This window comes from Halopseudomonas pertucinogena, from assembly GCF_014646575.1.
GTDB lineage: Bacteria > Pseudomonadota > Gammaproteobacteria > Pseudomonadales > Pseudomonadaceae > Halopseudomonas > Halopseudomonas pertucinogena.
Genome location: NZ_BMNN01000001.1, coordinates 1078911 through 1095441 on the forward strand (window position 1 = coordinate 1078911; position 16531 = coordinate 1095441).

At 62.5% G+C, this 16531-nt stretch carries 16 protein-coding genes and 1 pseudogene; 11 read left to right on the forward strand and 6 right to left on the reverse strand.

Features of this window, described 5'->3' with window-relative positions:
* Positions 1-2: 2 nt before the first annotated feature.
* Complete coding sequence (locus IEW63_RS05155; protein WP_188635473.1) at positions 3-953, reverse strand: LysR family transcriptional regulator; 951 nt, start codon at positions 951-953, stop codon at positions 3-5.
* A 166-nt stretch (positions 954-1119) separates the two neighbouring features.
* On the opposite strand from IEW63_RS05155, the gene IEW63_RS05160 reads away from it, so the two are divergent.
* Positions 1120-2328 carry an acyl-CoA dehydrogenase gene (locus IEW63_RS05160; protein ID WP_188635474.1) on the forward strand — a complete coding sequence of 403 codons (1209 nt, stop codon included), beginning with the start codon at positions 1120-1122 and terminating at the stop codon, positions 2326-2328.
* 132 nt (positions 2329-2460) lie between these two features.
* On the opposite strand, the gene infA is transcribed toward IEW63_RS05160, so the two are convergent.
* The 3 genes from infA to aat form a co-directional block, all read right to left on the reverse strand.
* Positions 2461-2679, reverse strand: a complete 219-nt coding sequence (infA, locus tag IEW63_RS05165) for a translation initiation factor IF-1 (RefSeq protein WP_036989719.1) — start codon at positions 2677-2679, stop codon at positions 2461-2463.
* A gap of 125 nt (positions 2680-2804) precedes the next feature.
* Positions 2805-3512, reverse strand: coding sequence for an arginyltransferase (locus IEW63_RS05170; protein WP_188635475.1), 708 nt, complete (start codon positions 3510-3512; stop codon positions 2805-2807).
* Positions 3509-4264, reverse strand: a complete 756-nt coding sequence (aat, locus tag IEW63_RS05175) for a leucyl/phenylalanyl-tRNA--protein transferase (RefSeq protein ID WP_229710327.1) — start codon at positions 4262-4264, stop codon at positions 3509-3511. Before aat ends, IEW63_RS05170 begins: the two co-directional genes overlap by 4 nt.
* Before the next feature lie 156 nt (positions 4265-4420).
* Here aat and IEW63_RS05180 point away from each other — a divergent pair, with 156 nt between their 5' ends.
* Genes IEW63_RS05180 through corA form a run of 7 tightly spaced genes read left to right on the forward strand, consistent with a single transcriptional unit; the run spans position 4421 to position 12991 of the window.
* Positions 4421-6823, forward strand: a complete 2403-nt coding sequence (locus IEW63_RS05180; RefSeq protein WP_188635476.1) for a DNA translocase FtsK — start codon at positions 4421-4423, stop codon at positions 6821-6823.
* A gap of 8 nt (positions 6824-6831) precedes the next feature.
* Positions 6832-7467: an outer membrane lipoprotein periplasmic chaperone LolA gene (gene lolA, locus IEW63_RS05185; RefSeq protein WP_188635477.1), complete on the forward strand. Its 636-nt coding sequence runs from the start codon at positions 6832-6834 to the stop codon at positions 7465-7467.
* Positions 7451-8800 carry a replication-associated recombination protein A gene (locus tag IEW63_RS05190; RefSeq protein WP_188635478.1) on the forward strand — a complete coding sequence of 450 codons (1350 nt, stop codon included), beginning with the start codon at positions 7451-7453 and terminating at the stop codon, positions 8798-8800. Before lolA ends, IEW63_RS05190 begins: the two co-directional genes overlap by 17 nt.
* Positions 8797-9168 carry a fluoride efflux transporter CrcB gene (gene crcB / locus IEW63_RS05195; protein ID WP_188635479.1) on the forward strand — a complete coding sequence of 124 codons (372 nt, stop codon included), beginning with the start codon at positions 8797-8799 and terminating at the stop codon, positions 9166-9168. Before IEW63_RS05190 ends, crcB begins: the two co-directional genes overlap by 4 nt.
* 39 nt (positions 9169-9207) lie before the next feature.
* Entirely contained in the window at positions 9208-10491 is a 1284-nt protein-coding gene (gene serS, locus IEW63_RS05200; protein ID WP_188635480.1) for a serine--tRNA ligase, read from the forward strand.
* 35 nt (positions 10492-10526) lie between these two features.
* Complete coding sequence (gene cysG, locus IEW63_RS05205; protein WP_188635481.1) at positions 10527-11915, forward strand: siroheme synthase CysG; 1389 nt, start codon at positions 10527-10529, stop codon at positions 11913-11915.
* A gap of 11 nt (positions 11916-11926) precedes the next feature.
* Positions 11927-12991 (forward strand): magnesium/cobalt transporter CorA, encoded by a 1065-nt coding sequence (gene corA / locus IEW63_RS05210; RefSeq protein ID WP_188635482.1) that lies wholly within the window; start codon positions 11927-11929, stop codon positions 12989-12991.
* Positions 12992-13006: 15 nt separating this feature from the next.
* On the opposite strand, the gene IEW63_RS14625 is transcribed toward corA, so the two are convergent.
* A complete protein-coding gene (locus tag IEW63_RS14625) occupies positions 13007-13573 on the reverse strand; it encodes a L,D-transpeptidase family protein (RefSeq protein ID WP_373288207.1) in 567 nt (188 codons plus the stop codon).
* Between the two features lie 226 nt (positions 13574-13799).
* Positions 13800-14615: pseudogene (locus IEW63_RS05215) on the reverse strand (L,D-transpeptidase scaffold domain-containing protein); the annotation flags it as partial.
* A 170-nt stretch (positions 14616-14785) separates the two neighbouring features.
* On the opposite strand from IEW63_RS05215, the gene IEW63_RS05220 reads away from it, so the two are divergent.
* The 3 genes from IEW63_RS05220 to IEW63_RS05230 all read left to right on the forward strand — a co-directional run bounded on the left by IEW63_RS05220 (position 14786) and on the right by IEW63_RS05230 (position 16510).
* Positions 14786-15532 (forward strand): murein L,D-transpeptidase catalytic domain family protein, encoded by a 747-nt coding sequence (locus IEW63_RS05220; RefSeq protein ID WP_188635484.1) that lies wholly within the window; start codon positions 14786-14788, stop codon positions 15530-15532.
* 111 nt (positions 15533-15643) lie between these two features.
* Positions 15644-16189 carry a hypothetical protein gene (locus tag IEW63_RS05225; RefSeq protein ID WP_188635485.1) on the forward strand — a complete coding sequence of 182 codons (546 nt, stop codon included), beginning with the start codon at positions 15644-15646 and terminating at the stop codon, positions 16187-16189.
* Entirely contained in the window at positions 16190-16510 is a 321-nt protein-coding gene (locus IEW63_RS05230; RefSeq protein ID WP_188635486.1) for a winged helix-turn-helix domain-containing protein, read from the forward strand.
* Positions 16511-16531: the final 21 nt, after the last annotated feature.

Below are 16531 nucleotides of genomic sequence, written 5' to 3' on the forward strand. Positions count from 1 at the left end.
GCTTATTCCGCCACCATTGCCTGCGCCGCTTCCCGCTCCTTGGCCATCTTGCGCTCCAGCTGCTGGGACAGCTCGATGATCTGCTCACGCATCCAGCGGTTGGCCGGGTCCTGATCGGTGCTTTCGTGCCAGAACAGGTGGGTCTGGATCGGCGGGATGTCCTCGATGGGCAGCTCCACCCAGTGCAGGTTGTGGCGACGGGCGAAGCGTTCGTTGACAGTCATCACCATATCCGTGGATTCCAGCACCAGAGGCGCCATCTGGTAGTGCTGCGAGCGCAGCATCACCCGTCGCTGGATACCCATCTTGCCGAGGGCAAGGTCCACATGGCCGAGACCATTGCGGCGGCTGGAGATGTGGATATGGGACTGGGCAAGATAGTCATCAAGCGTAATGCTCTCCTTGCCGGCAAGCGGGTGCCCCTTGCGCATGATGCAGACGTAGCGGTCCTCGAACAGGCGGACATGCCGCACCTGCGGGTCAGTGTTCAGCGGCGCATCGATGGCAAAATCCAGCCGGCCGGCCGCCAGCTCCTTGGTCGTCTCCCGGCGGCGGGTGAGAAAACTGTCGATATTGATATTGGGTGCCAGGCGGCGGATCCGACCGGCCAGATGGGGCAGTATCACCGCCTCGGTGAGGTCGGTCATGCTGATGCGATAGGTCTTGTTCGCTTCGGTGGGGTTGAAGCTGCGGCTTTCCTGGACCGAGACGCGCAGCAGCTGCAGCGCCTGGCGCACCGGTGTGATGATGTTCTGTGCCATCGGTGTGGGCACCATGCCCTGGGCGGTCCGGACGAACAGCGGGTCATTGAACGTATCCCGCAGGCGAGCCAGGGCGTTGCTCACCGCCGGCTGGGTGATGCCGACGATCTGGCCTGCCCGGGTCAGGTTCGCCTCGGTGTAGATGGCGTCAAATACAATGAACAGGTTCAGGTCGACTTTACTGAGGTTCATCGCAGTATCCTTCGAATGGCTCGTTTATAGGTCTTATAGGGATGATCGAGTATATATTGCTTATGAATGTTTATACACGCCGAAAATAGATTAGATAAATCAAATCGTCTCATCTACCTTTTTTGTACCCCGGTTACATACCAACAACAATGATGAGGTGGTAAGCATGGATTTCGGATATTCCCCCAAGGTGCAGCAGTTGCGTGAGCGTGTGGATGCGTTCATGCAGGAGCATGTGTTTCCTGCCGAGCGGATTTTCCATCAGCAGGTCAACGAGGGTGATCGCTGGCAGCCCACGGCCATCGTCGAGGAACTGAAGGACAAGGCCCGGGCAGCTGGCCTGTGGAATCTGTTTCTTCCCGAGTCGGAGCTGGGTGCCGGGCTCACCAACCTGGAATATGCGCCGCTTGCCGAGCTCATGGGGCGATCCGGGCTGGCCTCGGAAGCCTTCAACTGCAGTGCGCCGGATACCGGCAACATGGAGGTGCTGGTGCGCTATGGCACCGAAGAGCACAAGAAACAGTGGCTGGAGCCGCTGCTGCGCGGCGAGATCCGCTCGTGCTTCGGCATGACCGAGCCGGGCGTTGCCTCCTCCGATGCCACCAACATGCAGGCCAATGCCCGCCGTGAAGGCGACGAATGGGTGATCAACGGCCGCAAGTGGTGGACCTCCGGCGCCTGTGATCCTCGCTGCAAGGTGATGATCTTCATGGGTCTGACCAATCCGGATGCGCCCCGCCACCAGCAGCACTCGATGATTCTGGTGCCCATGGATGCGCCCGGCCTGAAGGTGATCCGGCCGTTGCCCGTTTTCGGTTACGACGACGCACCCCATGGCCACGCGGAGGTGGTGCTGGAGAACGTGCGGGTGCCCTACAGCAACGTGTTGCTGGGAGAAGGCAGGGGGTTTGAAATCGCCCAGGGTCGCCTCGGGCCGGGTCGCATCCATCATTGCATGCGTTCCATCGGTGCGGCCGAAAGGGCGCTGGAGCTGATGTGCCGACGCTCTGTCGAACGGGAAGCCTTCGGTCGTCGGCTGGCGCAGCTGGGCGGCAATATCGATCTGATCGCGGAATCGCGTATCGAGATCAACCAGGCTCGCCTGTTGACGCTGAATGCGGCCTACATGATGGATACCGTCGGCAACAAGGTCGCCCGCAGCGAGATCGCCCAGATCAAGGTGGTCGCGCCCAATGTTGCGCTACGGGTAATCGACCGTGCCATCCAGATGCATGGCGGAGCCGGTGTTTCCGAGGACACGCCTCTGGCGCACATGTATGCCATGCAGCGCACCCTGCGCCTCGCCGACGGGCCGGATGAGGTTCACCGTGCATCCATCGGCAAGATCGAACTGGGCAAATACATGCCGCGCTGATCGGCGGACAGGACGGAGCCCCGTGCGGACATGTGCCGCACGGGGCTTCCTGCGTGTAGAGAATACTGTCCGGGGGGAGGGCGGCAGCGCCCCGGTAAGATCAGCTCGGGGCGTACATGAAAGCGTCGCGGATCAGCGGGCGCGGTAGGTGATGCGACCCTTGGTCAGGTCGTAGGGGGTCAGTTCAACACGTACCTTGTCACCGGTCAGGATGCGGATGTAGTTCTTGCGCATCTTGCCTGAAATGTGGGCAGTAACCACGTGGCCGTTTTCCAGTTCCACACGGAACATGGTATTGGGCAGCGTATCCACGATAGTGCCTTCCATCTCGATACTGTCTTCTTTCGCCATTAAGCAAAGGCCTCTCAAATCTGTTGCCGAGCGGGATCAGGATGAAAGCCCGCAAAAAAGGTGAGGTATTGTGCCAGAAAAGCGCGCAACAGCCAAGAGCAGGCGCCGGAACGGACCGCAGGGGGCTAGTGAACCAGAATCCAGCGCTGGCTTACCAGCATTTCCAGCGGCCGGTATTCGGTCTTGTAGTTCATCTTGCGGCAGTTACGGATCCAGTACCCGAGATAGACCGCTGGCAGGCCGGCGCGTCTGGCCTCGTCGATCTGCCAGAGGATGGCGTAGCGGCCCAGGCTGCGACGCGACTCCTCCGGATCGAAGAAGGTATAGACCGCTGAGAGGCCATTGGCCAGGCGATCGGTCACCGCAACGGCCAGCAGGCGTCCATCGAGGCGGAACTCATTGAACTCGCAGAACGGGCTGTTGCTCACCAGAAAGGATTCGAACTGCTCCCGACTGGGCGGGTACATGTCGCCGTCCGCATGACGGATGTTGATGTAGCGGGAATAGAGCTCGTAGATCTCGCTGTCGATGCGTGGTGGGCAGCTGGTCACCAGCAGATCCCGGTTGCGCCGCCAGATGCGCAGCTGCTGGCGACTGGGAGTGAAGGCGTCCACCGGGATGCGGGCCGGCACACATGCCTTGCACTGAGGGCAGTGCGGGCGATAGAGGTGGTCGCCGCTGCGGCGAAAGCCCAGCTCGGAGAGCCGCTCATAGGTGTGCTCGTCGACCTTCTCGTAGGGGTCGAGGAAAAGGGTGACTGCGTGCTCTTTTTCCAGGTAGCTGCAGGGGTGCGGCTGCGTGGCATAGAATTTCAGGTGCGCCAGATCGGTCATGTCGCTCCCTCGCTGGTAAGTCCGTCCAGTATAGAAGCCGCGGGAATTGCTTCAACGGGATCGCCCGATGCCGGGAGTGGCCAGCGGTCGGGTGCGTCGGTCAACTGCCCGACCTTGTTCAGGAAATATTCGCGGGGGAGCTCCACCGCGCCGAGGCTCTGCAGGTGGTCGGTAGGCATCTGGCAGTCGATCAGCTCGCAGCCCAGTCGCCGCAGGTAGCTGGCCAGCGCGAGGAAGGCGGTCTTGGAGGCGTTGCTGCGGCGGCTGAACATGGATTCGCCGAAGAACATGCGGCCCAGGGCTACACCGTAGAGCCCGCCGACCAGCTCGCCATGCTCCCATACTTCCACCGAATGGGCATGGCCGCGGCGATGCAGCTCGATATAGGCTCGCTGCATCGCCGGTGTGATCCAGGTAGCGTCCGTGTAGTCCCTCGGCTCGGCGCAGCCGCGGATGACCGCGGGAAAGTCGAGATCGAAGGTGACGGCGAAGTCGCTCCGGCGCAGGAATTTACGCATGCTTCGTGACAGGTGAACATCCGCCGGCGCCACCACCGTGCGTGGGTCCGGAGACCACCATAGCAGGGGCTGACCCTCTTCATACCAGGGGAAGATGCCCTGCTGGTAGGCAAGCAGCAGGCGCTCCGGGCTGAGATCACCCCCCACGGCAAGCAGACCGTTGGGCTCGGCGAGCGCTTCGCTGGCCGGCGGGAACGCCAGTTCACCTGGTTCCAGCCACCTCAGTTCCATCATCGGGAATCCTGTTGTTCATTCAAATGGTTTATCAAGAAGCATCGATAAGCTATTGTCCGGGATCAGGATAGTTCCCGCCAGCCCGGGAACGGTAGCCCGGCCCGCTGGTCAACACATGGACTTCACAGAATCTGTACAATACACGGCTAAGTAAAAATGGAAGCCAGAGCGTTGAAGGATACCCGACCTCAGAAAGGCCAGCACTTTGCCTGGCGAGAACAACTCAGTCTGCGCCTGCGCGAAGGGGCGCTGCTGGGCATGATCGCGCTGTGCCTGTACCTGTGCATGGCGCTGTTCACCCATAACCTGGGGGACCCGGGCTGGACTCGCAGCAGTGGCGAGGTGACCGTGCAGAATGCCGGCGGCCATATGGGGGCCTGGATTTCCGATGTGTTGCTCGTGGCGCTGGGCTATCTCGCCTATCTGTTCCCGCTGATAGTCGCCGTCAAGGTCTGGCAGATGTTCCGCCGGCGGCACCTGCCATTCATCTGGAACGGCTGGCTGTTTTCCTGGCGGCTGATTGGTTTTGTACTGACCCTGCTGGCCGGCACCGCGCTGGCGGCACTGCACGGCACTGCTCCGGCGGGTTTTCCCCAGGGCGCCGGCGCCGGCGGTGCTCTGGGCCAGGAGTTGGTGAAGCTGACCTATCCGGCCTTGAACATGCAGGGCAGTACCCTGGTGTTTCTCACTCTGTTCCTGTTCGGTCTGACCGTGTTCACCAATCTGTCCTGGTTCAAGGTGATGGACCTCACAGGGCGTATCACGCTGGACCTGCTGGACCTGTTCCGTCAGGCCTGGGCCGGCTGGCGCAGCCGTCGGGCAGCGGCGCGGCAGGCAGCACCTGGTCGGGAAGTGCCGACCGGGCGCCGGGAGCCGGTGGTGAGCCTGGAGGAGAAGCGCCAGGCGGAGCAGGCCCGGGCCCAGCGGCAGGAAGCCCTGTCCAGACACGTCGCCAGCCAGAGCAAGCGTCAGCCGCCGAAGATCGAACCGCTGGACACCCGGCCGGTGGAGTCCAGCGTGCGCACCCAGAAGGAGCGCCAGTCGCCACTCAAGTTCGAGCCCGTGGTGCCGGGCTCGCTGCCACCGATCGGGCTGCTCGACCCGCCGTGCAAGATCAGCAAGGGGTTTTCCGCCGAGTCGCTGGAAGGCATGTCGCGCCTGCTTGAGCTAAAGCTCAAGGATTTCGGTGTCGAGGCGGAGGTCGAGAAGGTGCAGCCGGGGCCGGTCATCACCCGATTCGAAATCCAGCCTGCGCCGGGCGTGAAGGTGAGCAAGATCTCCAACCTGGCCAAGGACCTGGCGCGCTCGCTTGCGGTGATCAGCGTGCGGGTGGTGGAGGTCATCCCGGGCAAGACCACCATCGGCATCGAGATCCCCAATGAGGATCGCGAGATCGTGCGGCTGTCCGAGGTGCTGCAGACCCGGGAATTCGACGAGGCCACTTCCGCCGTGCCCCTTGCGCTGGGTCATGACATCGGCGGCAAGCCGGTACTGGCCGATCTGGCGAAGATGCCGCACCTGCTGGTGGCGGGTACCACCGGCTCGGGCAAGTCGGTGGGCGTCAACGCGATGCTGTTGAGTATCCTGTTCAAGTCGCACCCCGAAGACGTGCGGTTGATAATGATTGACCCGAAGATGCTCGAGCTGTCGATCTACGAGGGCATTCCGCACCTGCTGTGTCCGGTGGTCACCGACATGAAGGAGGCCTCCAATGCCCTGCGCTGGTGCGTAGCCGAGATGGAACGGCGTTACAAGCTGATGGCTGCCATGGGCGTGCGCAACCTGGCGGGCTTCAACCGCAAGGTAAAGGAGGCGCACAAGGCCGGCGAACCGCTGACCGACCCGCTGTTCCGGCGCGAGAGCGTGGATGACATCCCGCCGGAGCTGGAAACCCTGCCGGTGATCGTCGTGGTGATCGACGAGTTTGCCGACATGATGATGATCGTCGGCAAGAAGGTGGAAGAGCTGATTGCCCGCATCGCCCAGAAGGCGAGGGCGGCCGGGATCCATCTCATTCTCGCTACCCAGCGCCCGTCGGTGGACGTGATCACCGGTCTGATCAAGGCCAATATTCCCACCCGCATCGCGTTCCAGGTGTCCAGCCGCATCGATTCGCGCACCATCCTCGATCAGGGTGGCGCCGAGCAACTGCTGGGGCACGGGGACATGCTCTACATGCCTCCGGGAACCAGTCTGCCGGTGCGCGTACACGGCGCCTTCGTCTCGGACGATGAGGTGCACCGTCTGGTGGACGAATGGAAGCAGCGCGGCGAGCCGGATTATATCCAGGACATTCTGGACGGTGCCGATGAAGGTGGCGGCGGCGGATTTGACGGCGGAGGCGGCGACGGCGAGGAAGATGACCCCCTGTACGACGAAGCCGTGCGGTTCGTCACCGAGTCGCGCAAGGCGTCCATTTCTTCCCTGCAGCGCAAGCTCAAGGTTGGTTACAATCGGGCGGCGCGCATGATTGAATCCATGGAAATGGCCGGGGTCGTTTCAGCACCGGACCACACCAATTCGCGCGAGGTCATCGCGCCTCCACCCCCACGTGATTGAAGGAACAGATGAAGACATTCCTGCGTTCCAGTATTACCGCCCTGTGCCTGGCGCTGTTGCCGCTGGCCGCCACGGCGGATGACCAGGCCCGCGCTGCCGAGCGCCTGAACGAGCTGCTTTCCAGGGCCCAGACCATGACCGGGGGCTTTTCCCAGATGACACTGAGTGCCAACGGTGCCAGCCTGCAGGAAACCACCGGCAGTCTCGCACTGAAGCGCCCGGGCATGTTCCGCTGGCATACCGATCCACCCCTGGAGCAGATTCTGGTATCGAATGGCGAGAAGATCTGGCTGTATGACCCGGATCTGGAGCAGGTCACCATCCAGCAGATGGACCAGCGCCTCAGCCATACGCCAGCATTGCTGCTGTCCGGTGACGTCAGCCAGCTGCAGGAGAGTTTCCACATAGAAGTGACCGGTGCCGGTGGCGTGCTGGACTTTACCCTGACACCGAAGGAGGCCGACTCGATGTTCGACAACCTGCGCGTCTCCTTCAGCAACGGCGTGATCAATGACATGCAGATGAGCGATCCGGTGGGCCAGCGCACCAACATCCTGTTTCGCAACGTCGAACTGAATGCGCCGCTGGACGATGCCCAGTTCACCTTCGTGATTCCTGACGGGGTCGATGTCATCAGTGAATGACCTGTTTGCCTCTGCCGCCGCTCCCCATGAGCCCCTGGCGGCGCGTATGCGCCCGACCAGCCTGGATGGGTATGCCGGGCAGCAGCATCTGCTGGGTCCGGGGCGCCCGTTGCGGGTGGCGCTGGAGCAGGGCGCACTGCACTCGATGATCTTCTGGGGGCCGCCGGGAGTGGGCAAGACCACCCTGGCCAGATTGCTGGCCACCCTGGCAGATGCCCACTTCGTCACCATTTCCGCGGTGCTGGCCGGGGTCAAGGAGATCCGCCAGGCAGTGGATCAGGCCAGGCAGCACGCTGCCCAGAGCGGTCGCCAGACCATTCTCTTTGTTGACGAAGTGCACCGCTTCAACAAGGCCCAGCAGGATGCCTTTCTCCCCTACGTGGAAGACGGCACCCTGCTGTTTATTGGTGCCACCACGGAGAATCCCTCCTTCGAGCTGAACAACGCACTGCTGTCCCGGGCGCGGGTCTATGTGCTCAAGGCGCTGGATGATCAGGCCTTGCGCTTGTTGCTTGAGCGTGCGCTGACCGATACCGAGCGTGGGCTCGGGCAGCACCGGCTGGGCATTACGGACGAGGCGCGGGATATCCTGATCCATGCGGCTGATGGTGATGCCCGCCGCCTGCTCAATCTGCTGGAAATCGCCGCGGACCTGATGGCCGATGGCGGCAGCATCGATGTCGAACTGGTGGGGGACCTGCTCAACGACAACCGGCGCCGCTTCGACAAGGGCGGCGAAGCCTTCTACGACCAGATGTCCGCGCTGCACAAATCGGTGCGCGGCTCCAACCCGGACGCCTCGCTGTACTGGTATGCACGCATGCTCGATGGCGGCTGCGACCCGCTGTACATCGCCCGGCGCGCCGTGCGTATGGCCAGCGAGGACATCGGCAACGCCGACCCCCGCGCACTGACCCTGTGTCTGAATGCATGGGACGTACAGGAGCGTCTGGGCAGCCCGGAAGGGGAGCTGGCCATTGCCCAGGCAATCGTCTACCTGGCCTGCGCGCCCAAGAGCAATGCGGTATACAAGGGCTACAAGATGGCGATGCAGGATGTCGCCAGCCAGCCGTCGCTGGAGCCGCCGCTGCATCTGCGCAACGCGCCGACCAAGCTTATGAAGGAGCTGGGCTACGGCCAGGCCTACCGTTACGCCCACGATGAGCCGGAAGGCTACGCCGCCGGAGAGGATTATTTTCCCGAGGAGCTGGAGCCGCGGCGCTACTACGAGCCGGTCAATCGCGGGCTGGAGCTGAAGATCGGTCAGAAGCTGGAATACCTGCGCAGTCTGGATGCCGCCAGCGGCAATAAACGCCGCCAGGATAAAGCGTGACCGGCCTGCTCGCCGCCATCGCGGTGGGGGGCGCACTGGGTGCGCTGTCACGCTTTGCTCTCGGTCTCGGCATGCTCAGGTTATGGCCCGACGCATTTGCCCTGCCGACCCTCGTCATCAACCTGCTCGGATGCCTTGCGATAGGTATACTATACGGCCTGTGGCTGAACCGGCCGGAGCTGTCGCCTGTAGTGCAACAGGGCTTGATGACAGGTTTCCTCGGTGCCTTTACCACGTTTTCGGCCTTTTCCCTGGACGCCTGGCGTCTGGCGGAAAATGGCCAGAGCCTGCTGGCTCTCGGATATGTTCTGCTCAGCGTGTGCCTGTGTTTGACCGCCACCTGGGCCGGCCTGATGCTGACCCGCTAGTCGCCAGGCTGTCACCCTGCAACCAAAAGATGATGCCCGATGCTTGATCCAAAACTGGTGCGTAGCCAACCCCAACTGATTGCCGACCGTCTTGCCACCCGTGGCTTTGAACTGGACGTGGCCCAGCTCGAAGCGCTGGAAGCCCGCCGCAAGACCGTACAGACCCGTACCGAGACCCTGCAGGCTGAACGCAACAGTCGCTCCAGATCCATCGGCCAGGCCAAGGCCCGGGGCGAGGATATCCAGCCGCTGCTGGCGGACGTGGACCGCATGGGCGCCGAGCTGGATGCGGCCAAGCAGGAACTGGAGGCGATCCAGACCGAGCTTGACGCCATTCTGCTGGCCATTCCCAACCTGCCGGACGAGAGCGTACCGGTTGGCGGCGGCGAGGACGATAACGTCGAGGTACGCCGATGGGGCACGCCACGCACCTTCGACTTCGAGGCCGAGGATCACGTCGCCATCGGCGAGCGGCACGGCTATCTCGATTTTGACACCGCTGCAAAGCTGTCCGGCGCGCGCTTTGCGCTGATGCGCGGCCCGATCGCGCGTCTGCACCGGGCTCTGGCTCAGTTCATGCTGGACCTGCATATCAACGAGCATGGGTACGAGGAGGTCTACACCCCCTATCTGGTGCATGCCGAGGCGCTGATGGGTACCGGCCAGCTGCCCAAGTTCGAGGAAGACCTGTTCAAGATCCCCCAGGGCGAAGGGGAGCGGGACTTCTACCTGATCCCGACCTCCGAGGTGTCCCTGACCAACATCGTCAGCCAGACCATCGTGGATGCCGACAGCCTGCCGCTGAAGATGACCGCGCATACACCCTGTTTCCGCAGTGAGGCCGGCTCGGCAGGCCGGGACACCCGGGGCATGATCCGCCAGCATCAGTTCGACAAGGTCGAGATGGTGCAGATAGTGCGCCCGGACGATTCCATGCGCGCACTGGAAGAGCTGACCGGCCATGCCGAAGATGTGCTGCAGCGCCTCGGGCTGCCGTACCGCACCATGGCACTGTGTACCGGTGACATGGGCTTCGGCGCGGTGAAGACCTACGATCTGGAAGTGTGGATTCCCAGCCAGAACAAGTACCGGGAAATTTCCTCCTGCTCCAGCTGCGGCGACTTCCAGGCCCGCCGCATGCAGGCCCGCTGGCGTAACCCGGAAACCGGCAAGCCGGAACTGGTGCACACCCTGAACGGCTCCGGCCTGGCCGTGGGCAGGACGCTGGTGGCGATTCTGGAAAATTACCAGCAGGCCGATGGCAGCGTTGTGGTACCCGAGGTATTGCGCAGTTACATGGGCGGGCTCGAGCGTATCGGCTGAGTCCACAAGGCGCCCGGTCTACCAAGGAGGTACAGATGGATTTTCTGCCCCTGTTTCACAACCTGCGCGGGCGTCTGGTATTGCTGGTCGGCGGGGGCGATGTTGCCCTGCGCAAGGCCAGGCTGCTGAGCGAAGCCGGCGCGCGCCTGCGTGTAGTCGCCCCGACCATCGAGCCGGAGCTGCTTTCATTGGTGCAGCAGCGCGGCGGTGAAACGCTTCTGCAGAACTACAGCGCTGACCAGCTGGAAGGGGCGCAGCTGGTCATTGCAGCGACCGATGACGGGGAGCTCAACGCCCGGGTGTCCCGTGACGCCCAGGCACGCAGTCTGCCCGTGAACGCGGTGGATGCGCCTGAGCATTGCACCGTCATCTTTCCCGCCATCGTCGACCGCTCGCCACTTGTGATTGCCGTCTCGACTGGCGGCCATGCCCCCGTCCTGGCGCGCCTTACACGGGCCCGCATCGAGACGCTTTTTCCCCATTCCTGGGGTCGGCTTGCTCAGCTGGCTCAGCGTTTCCGTTCCCGGGTAAAGACAGCCTTTTCGACCATCAACCAGCGCCGGGTGTTCTGGGAAGATGTATTCCAGGGTGATATTGCCGAACGGGTATTCTCCGGTCGCGATGATGAAGCCGAGCGCCTTCTGGTCGAGCGGTTGGGGCAGCAGAAGGGCCAGCGCTACCAGGGCGAGGTCTATCTGGTCGGGGCCGGGCCGGGAGATCCGGATCTGCTGACCTTTCGCGCCCTGCGGTTGATGCAGCAGGCGGATGTGGTGCTGCATGACCGGCTGGTGCCGGACGTGATCATCGATTTGTGCCGGCGCGATGCCGACCGCATCTATGTGGGCAAGGCGCGGGCAGATCATGCGGTACCTCAGGAGCAGATCAATCAGCTGCTGGTGCGCCTGGCGAAGGAGGGCAAGCGGGTGCTGCGTCTGAAGGGCGGGGACCCGTTCATCTTCGGTCGCGGCGGCGAAGAAATCGAGGAGCTGGCCGCCAACGGCATTCCCTTTCAGGTAGTACCGGGTATTACCGCAGCCAACGGCTGCTCTGCCTATGCCGGTATCCCGCTGACCCACCGGGATCATGCCCAGTCGGTGCGCTTTGTCACCGGCCACCTGAAGGATGGCAGTACCAATCTGCCCTGGCAGGAACTGGTAGCCCGGGGGCAGACGGTTGTCTTCTATATGGGCCTGGTTGGCCTGCCGGTTATCTGTGAGCAGTTGATTGCCCACGGCCGCGCCCCGGACACACCCATCGCCCTGATCCAGCAGGGCACCACGGCGCAGCAGATGGTGCTCACCGGCACCCTGGCCAGCATGCCGGCGCTGGTCGAGCAGACCGAGATCAAACCGCCCACCTTGCTGATCGTCGGGGAGGTAGTTAGCCTCAGGCATAAGCTCAAGTGGTTCGAAGCCAGGGACTGACAGGGGGACGCATGGCGCGCAAGCTGGTCGTGAAACGGGGCGGGAAACTCGGTGCGCCGCCCGGTACGCTGTTGCATATCGGGCGGCATAAACCGGACAGCGCGGCCATACGGCTGATCACCTACGGGCCGGAACAACTGGAGGAGTCGCCCGTTGAAAATCTCGCTCGGTTCCAGCGTCCCGAACGGGCAGGGCAGATCAGCTGGCTGAATGTGGATGGCCTGGCCGACCCGGCAGTGGTGGAATCGCTTGGCAGCCTGTACGAGCTGCACCCACTGGTGATGGAAGACATTCTCAACACCGATCAGCGCCCGAAGGTCGAGGAATACCCCGGCTATCTGTACATCGTGCTGCGCATGTTGCGGTTCGACAAGGACCGCCAGCAGATTCATTCCGAGCAGCTCAGTCTGGTGCTGGGCAAGGATTACGTGCTGTCCTTTCAGGAGCGCCCCGGTGATGTGTTCGAGGGGGTGCGTGAGCGCCTGCGAGCGGGCCGGCGCATACGCTTCATGCGCAGCGACTATCTGGCCTATGCCTTGCTGGATGCCGTGGTCGACCACTACTTCGAGATGCTGGAATACATCGGTGAGCAGGTGGAGGAGCTGGAGGATCAGGTCATCGACGCTCCGGGCCCCGACACCCTGGCGCGCATGCACCATTACAAGCGCGAGATGCTGCTGTTGCGCAAGTCGATCTGGCCCCTGCGCGAACTGCTCAGCCGCCTGGCGCGGGACGAGAATCCGCTGATTTCCGAGGAAACCCGGCTCTATCTGCGCGATGTGTATGACCACGTCATCCATGTGATGGACAGCATCGACACCATCCGCGAACTGCTGGTGAGCATGCTGGACCTGTACCTGTCCAGCGTCAGCAAGCGCACCAACGAGATCATGAAGGTGCTGACCATCTTCGCTTCGCTGTTCATGCCGTTGACCTTCATCGTCGGGGTCTACGGCATGAATTTCGATGTCATGCCGGAGCTGCGCTGGGTCTGGGGCTACCCTGCCGTGATGCTGCTGATGCTGGTTCTGGTGGTGGGCCTGCTGGTGCTGTTCCGCCGCCGACGCTGGATCTGACAGCGATGCGACCGGTCATTGCAGACCGGTCGCCTGGTGATAGGCACGGATCAGCGGGGCATCCAGCCCGTAGGGGTCGGGAGTAAAGCGCAGCCTGCCATCTGCGGTCCCTTCGGCCGTCCAGTAGGTCAGCAGCACCTGCGGACCGTTCTCGACGCGTATCTCATGGGTCTTGCCGCTATCCATCCGTTGCTGAATCCGATCCCGCTGGTGATTGTCGAGAGTATGAAACAGATAATCCGCCAATTCGTCAGCCTGCTCGACCCTGACACAGCCGGAACTGACGTTGCGCACCGCCCTGGCGAACAGTGCCTGACTGGGCGTGTCGTGCAGGAACACCGCGAAGGGGTTGTCGAAGCGAAATACCATGCGTCCCAGCGGGTTGTTCGGCCCCGGTGGCTCGCGCAGCAGGATGCCCCGCGGGTTATCCCAGTCGACTGAGGCGGGATCAAGCTGGGTACCTTCGGTATCCAGTACCATGAGGTTGCGGTCGCTGAAATAGGCGGGGTTGGAGCGGATCTGCGGCAGCTTGTCCTCGCGCAGGATGGTCGGCGGTATGGTCCAGCTCGGGTTGAGCGTCACCCGGTTGATCCGCGAGTCGAGCAGGGGGGGTGGGCCGGTCAGCCGTCCCGGACTGAACCCGTGACTTCCAGCGCAGCTCATCACCCTCGAACAGCAGTGCGTTGCTCCCGGCGGCGTTGGATACAAGGCTATGGTGCTGACGGCGCGCATCCAGCCAGCGCAGGCGTTCCAGGTTGATGCGGACCCGCTGCTGTCGCTCCTGCGGGCTGAGGTTCAGCGCTGCAACGGTCTGCGGGCCCACCACCGCGTCGGGCTGCAGACCATGCTCCCGCTGGAACGCACGCACTGCCTGCTGCAGGTGCTCATCATAGGTCAGCGGCTGGACGTACAGCAGGTCCGGATCAGTCAGCGGCCTGTCCAGTGGGCCGGCGCTGGCATCGGGGTTGAAATAGCCGGTGAGAATCAGTCGCTGCGACAACTGTGGCAGCCGCGGGTCGGTCGCCCCCGGTTTGATCAGCGGGCCGTCGGGGAAGGGGGCGAGATCGGGCAGGTCTGCGTCCATCTGCTGGTAAGCCGTACGCAGCTGACGATACAGGTAGAAGCTAGGGCGGGCGCGCTTGAACGCCGCAGCCATGTCCTCCAGCCCGAGAATGCCCAGTTGCGCCACACCCACGCGCACCGGGGGCAGGGCCGAGTCCGATTGCCAGACCGGCTCGTGTTTCTGCTGATCCAGCCGGCCGCGACTGAGGTGCTCCAGTGCCAGCAGATAAAGGGCGCTGTAATGCAGTTCAGCGCAGACCGGCTCGACGTCCTCGGCAGCGGGGACGATGTACTCCCTGGGGTTGAGCCCATCGGCGGACAGATCGAGCAACTGCTGCTGAAAGGCGTCAACCCGTTCCTGATCCTGCCATATGGAAATGTAACCGGTGGCGCGATAGAGCCTGTCCAGCGCCTGGATCACCGGCGCAGTGCGCAGTTCCGGCAATGGACAGGCATCGGTTTCCTGCTGAAGAACCTCCTGAATCGGCGTGAGCGCTACGTTCACGGTGTATTCTGCCTGGGTTCCATATGCCGCAAAACTCAGACAACTGACGAATAACACTGTACATTTTTTAAGCAAACGTTAATCTCCCAACCAGACTTTTGGGGGTGTTCATTCAGCCGACCTTGCTTACGGTTCCTCCACTGCGGGGCAAGCAGGGTCGAAGGGCGGATAACAGCCTGTACCGTTTCGTGATATTTTTCGGCTCCAGCTGGAGTCGAGGGGGCTTGATGTTTGATGTTCTGCGCCGTCTTGGCGTGCTTTCCCTTTGCTGTCTCCCTGTTCTATCTGCGCCGGTGGTGGCCAAGCAGACCGCACTGCTTCCCTATGAGCAGCATGGGCGGATTTCCGGCCCGGCCTTGATAAGCCGTCTGGCCGACCAGGCACCGGACCTCGATCCGCAGGTGCTCACCGCCGCGGTCTCGGCCATGGAATGCGCCGTTGCCGGCGGCGTGGATCCAGCCGAGCGCCTCGCTGTAATCGATTTTTCCCTGCCTTCCACCGAGCAGCGGCTCTGGATCTTCGACCTTCTCGAGCAGCGTCTGGTGCTGCAGGATCTGGTCGCCCATGGCCAGGGCTCTGGAGACAACCTCGCGAGCCGGTTCTCCAACATCGAAGGCAGCCACCAGTCCAGCATCGGGCTGTTCCGCACCCAGGAGAGCTACTTCGGCCGCCATGGCTACTCCCTGCGGATGGACGGGCTGGAACCAGGCTTCAACGATCTGGCCCGCCAGCGCGCCATCGTCATCCACTCCGCCGATTACGTTGACCCGAGCTGGATCAGCCGGCACGGACGTATCGGTCGCAGCCACGGTTGCCCAGCGGTACGCCCGGAAGTGGGTGACATGGTTGTTGACAGCCTCAAGGGCGGGCAGTTCATGTTTTCCTGGTATCCGGATGATCACTGGCTGGCCACTTCCGAACTGATCAACTGCCCTAATCGAACCGACGATAACCTGATGACCGCTGGCCGCTGAGGCGACCAGCGAGACGGGTGGTGCACCTTGCTTTTTGTTGATACATCTCTTGCAAGTGTTCGCTCTACGTAATAGAGTACTTTGCAACATATAACAAAAAAGCGAGCTGTCATGTTGCCTACCGCTGAAGAAGCCGCTCAGGCGCTACGGGACATTGATCTCATCAAGCACAGAGCCGCAGGCTTTCAGGATTACCGGGCCGAGTCCGGTCAGTTGATTCTGTGGGGTTTGGCCTATCTGGCCGGCTTTTCGCTGTCTGCCTGTTTTCCCCGATATCTGCTTGGCATATGGACTGCAGTCGTGCTCGCTGCGCTGGCCATCGGTACCTGGCTGGCGGTGCGCAGCGGCGCCGGGGCGGGCATCGTTCGGCGCTACCTCGCGGTAATCACCACCATTCTCTCGTTCATTATTGCCGTGCACTGGGTCTTCTGGCCCATCAGCCCAGAGCAGGGCGCGATGTTGGCACCGCTTTTCCTGTCCGCGCTGTACGTCCTGCGGGGTATCCAGTTACGTCCGCGTTACACCGTTATCGGTGCTGCACTTGGCATTCTTTCCCTCGGCGGCTATCTGTTTCTGCTTCCGGTCTTCTGGCCGTGGATGGCCATGGCCTGCGGCGGCACCCTGATCCTGTCCGGGCTCTGGCTGAGGAGTCACTAAGTGCAGACTCCCGACGAAATCATTCACCAGCCCGTGCGGCTGAAGATCATGGCGGCGCTGAATACCCTCGAGGCCAGGCAATGGCTGGAGTTTGTTGCCCTGCGCGCCATTGTCCAAGCCACTGACGGCAATCTCGGGGCGCACCTGACCACCCTGGAAGCTGCCGGTTATGTGCTGGTGGAGAAGGATTTTGTCGGCAAGAAGCCGCGTACCCGGGTCTGCTTGAGCAGAAGCGGACGGGAGGCGTTCGGCCGTTATGTCATTACTCTGCAGGCGATTCTGGAGCCTGGCAGTCTGGAGCCGGACCCTCAGCAGAATTGACCGACTGATTGAACAACCCGA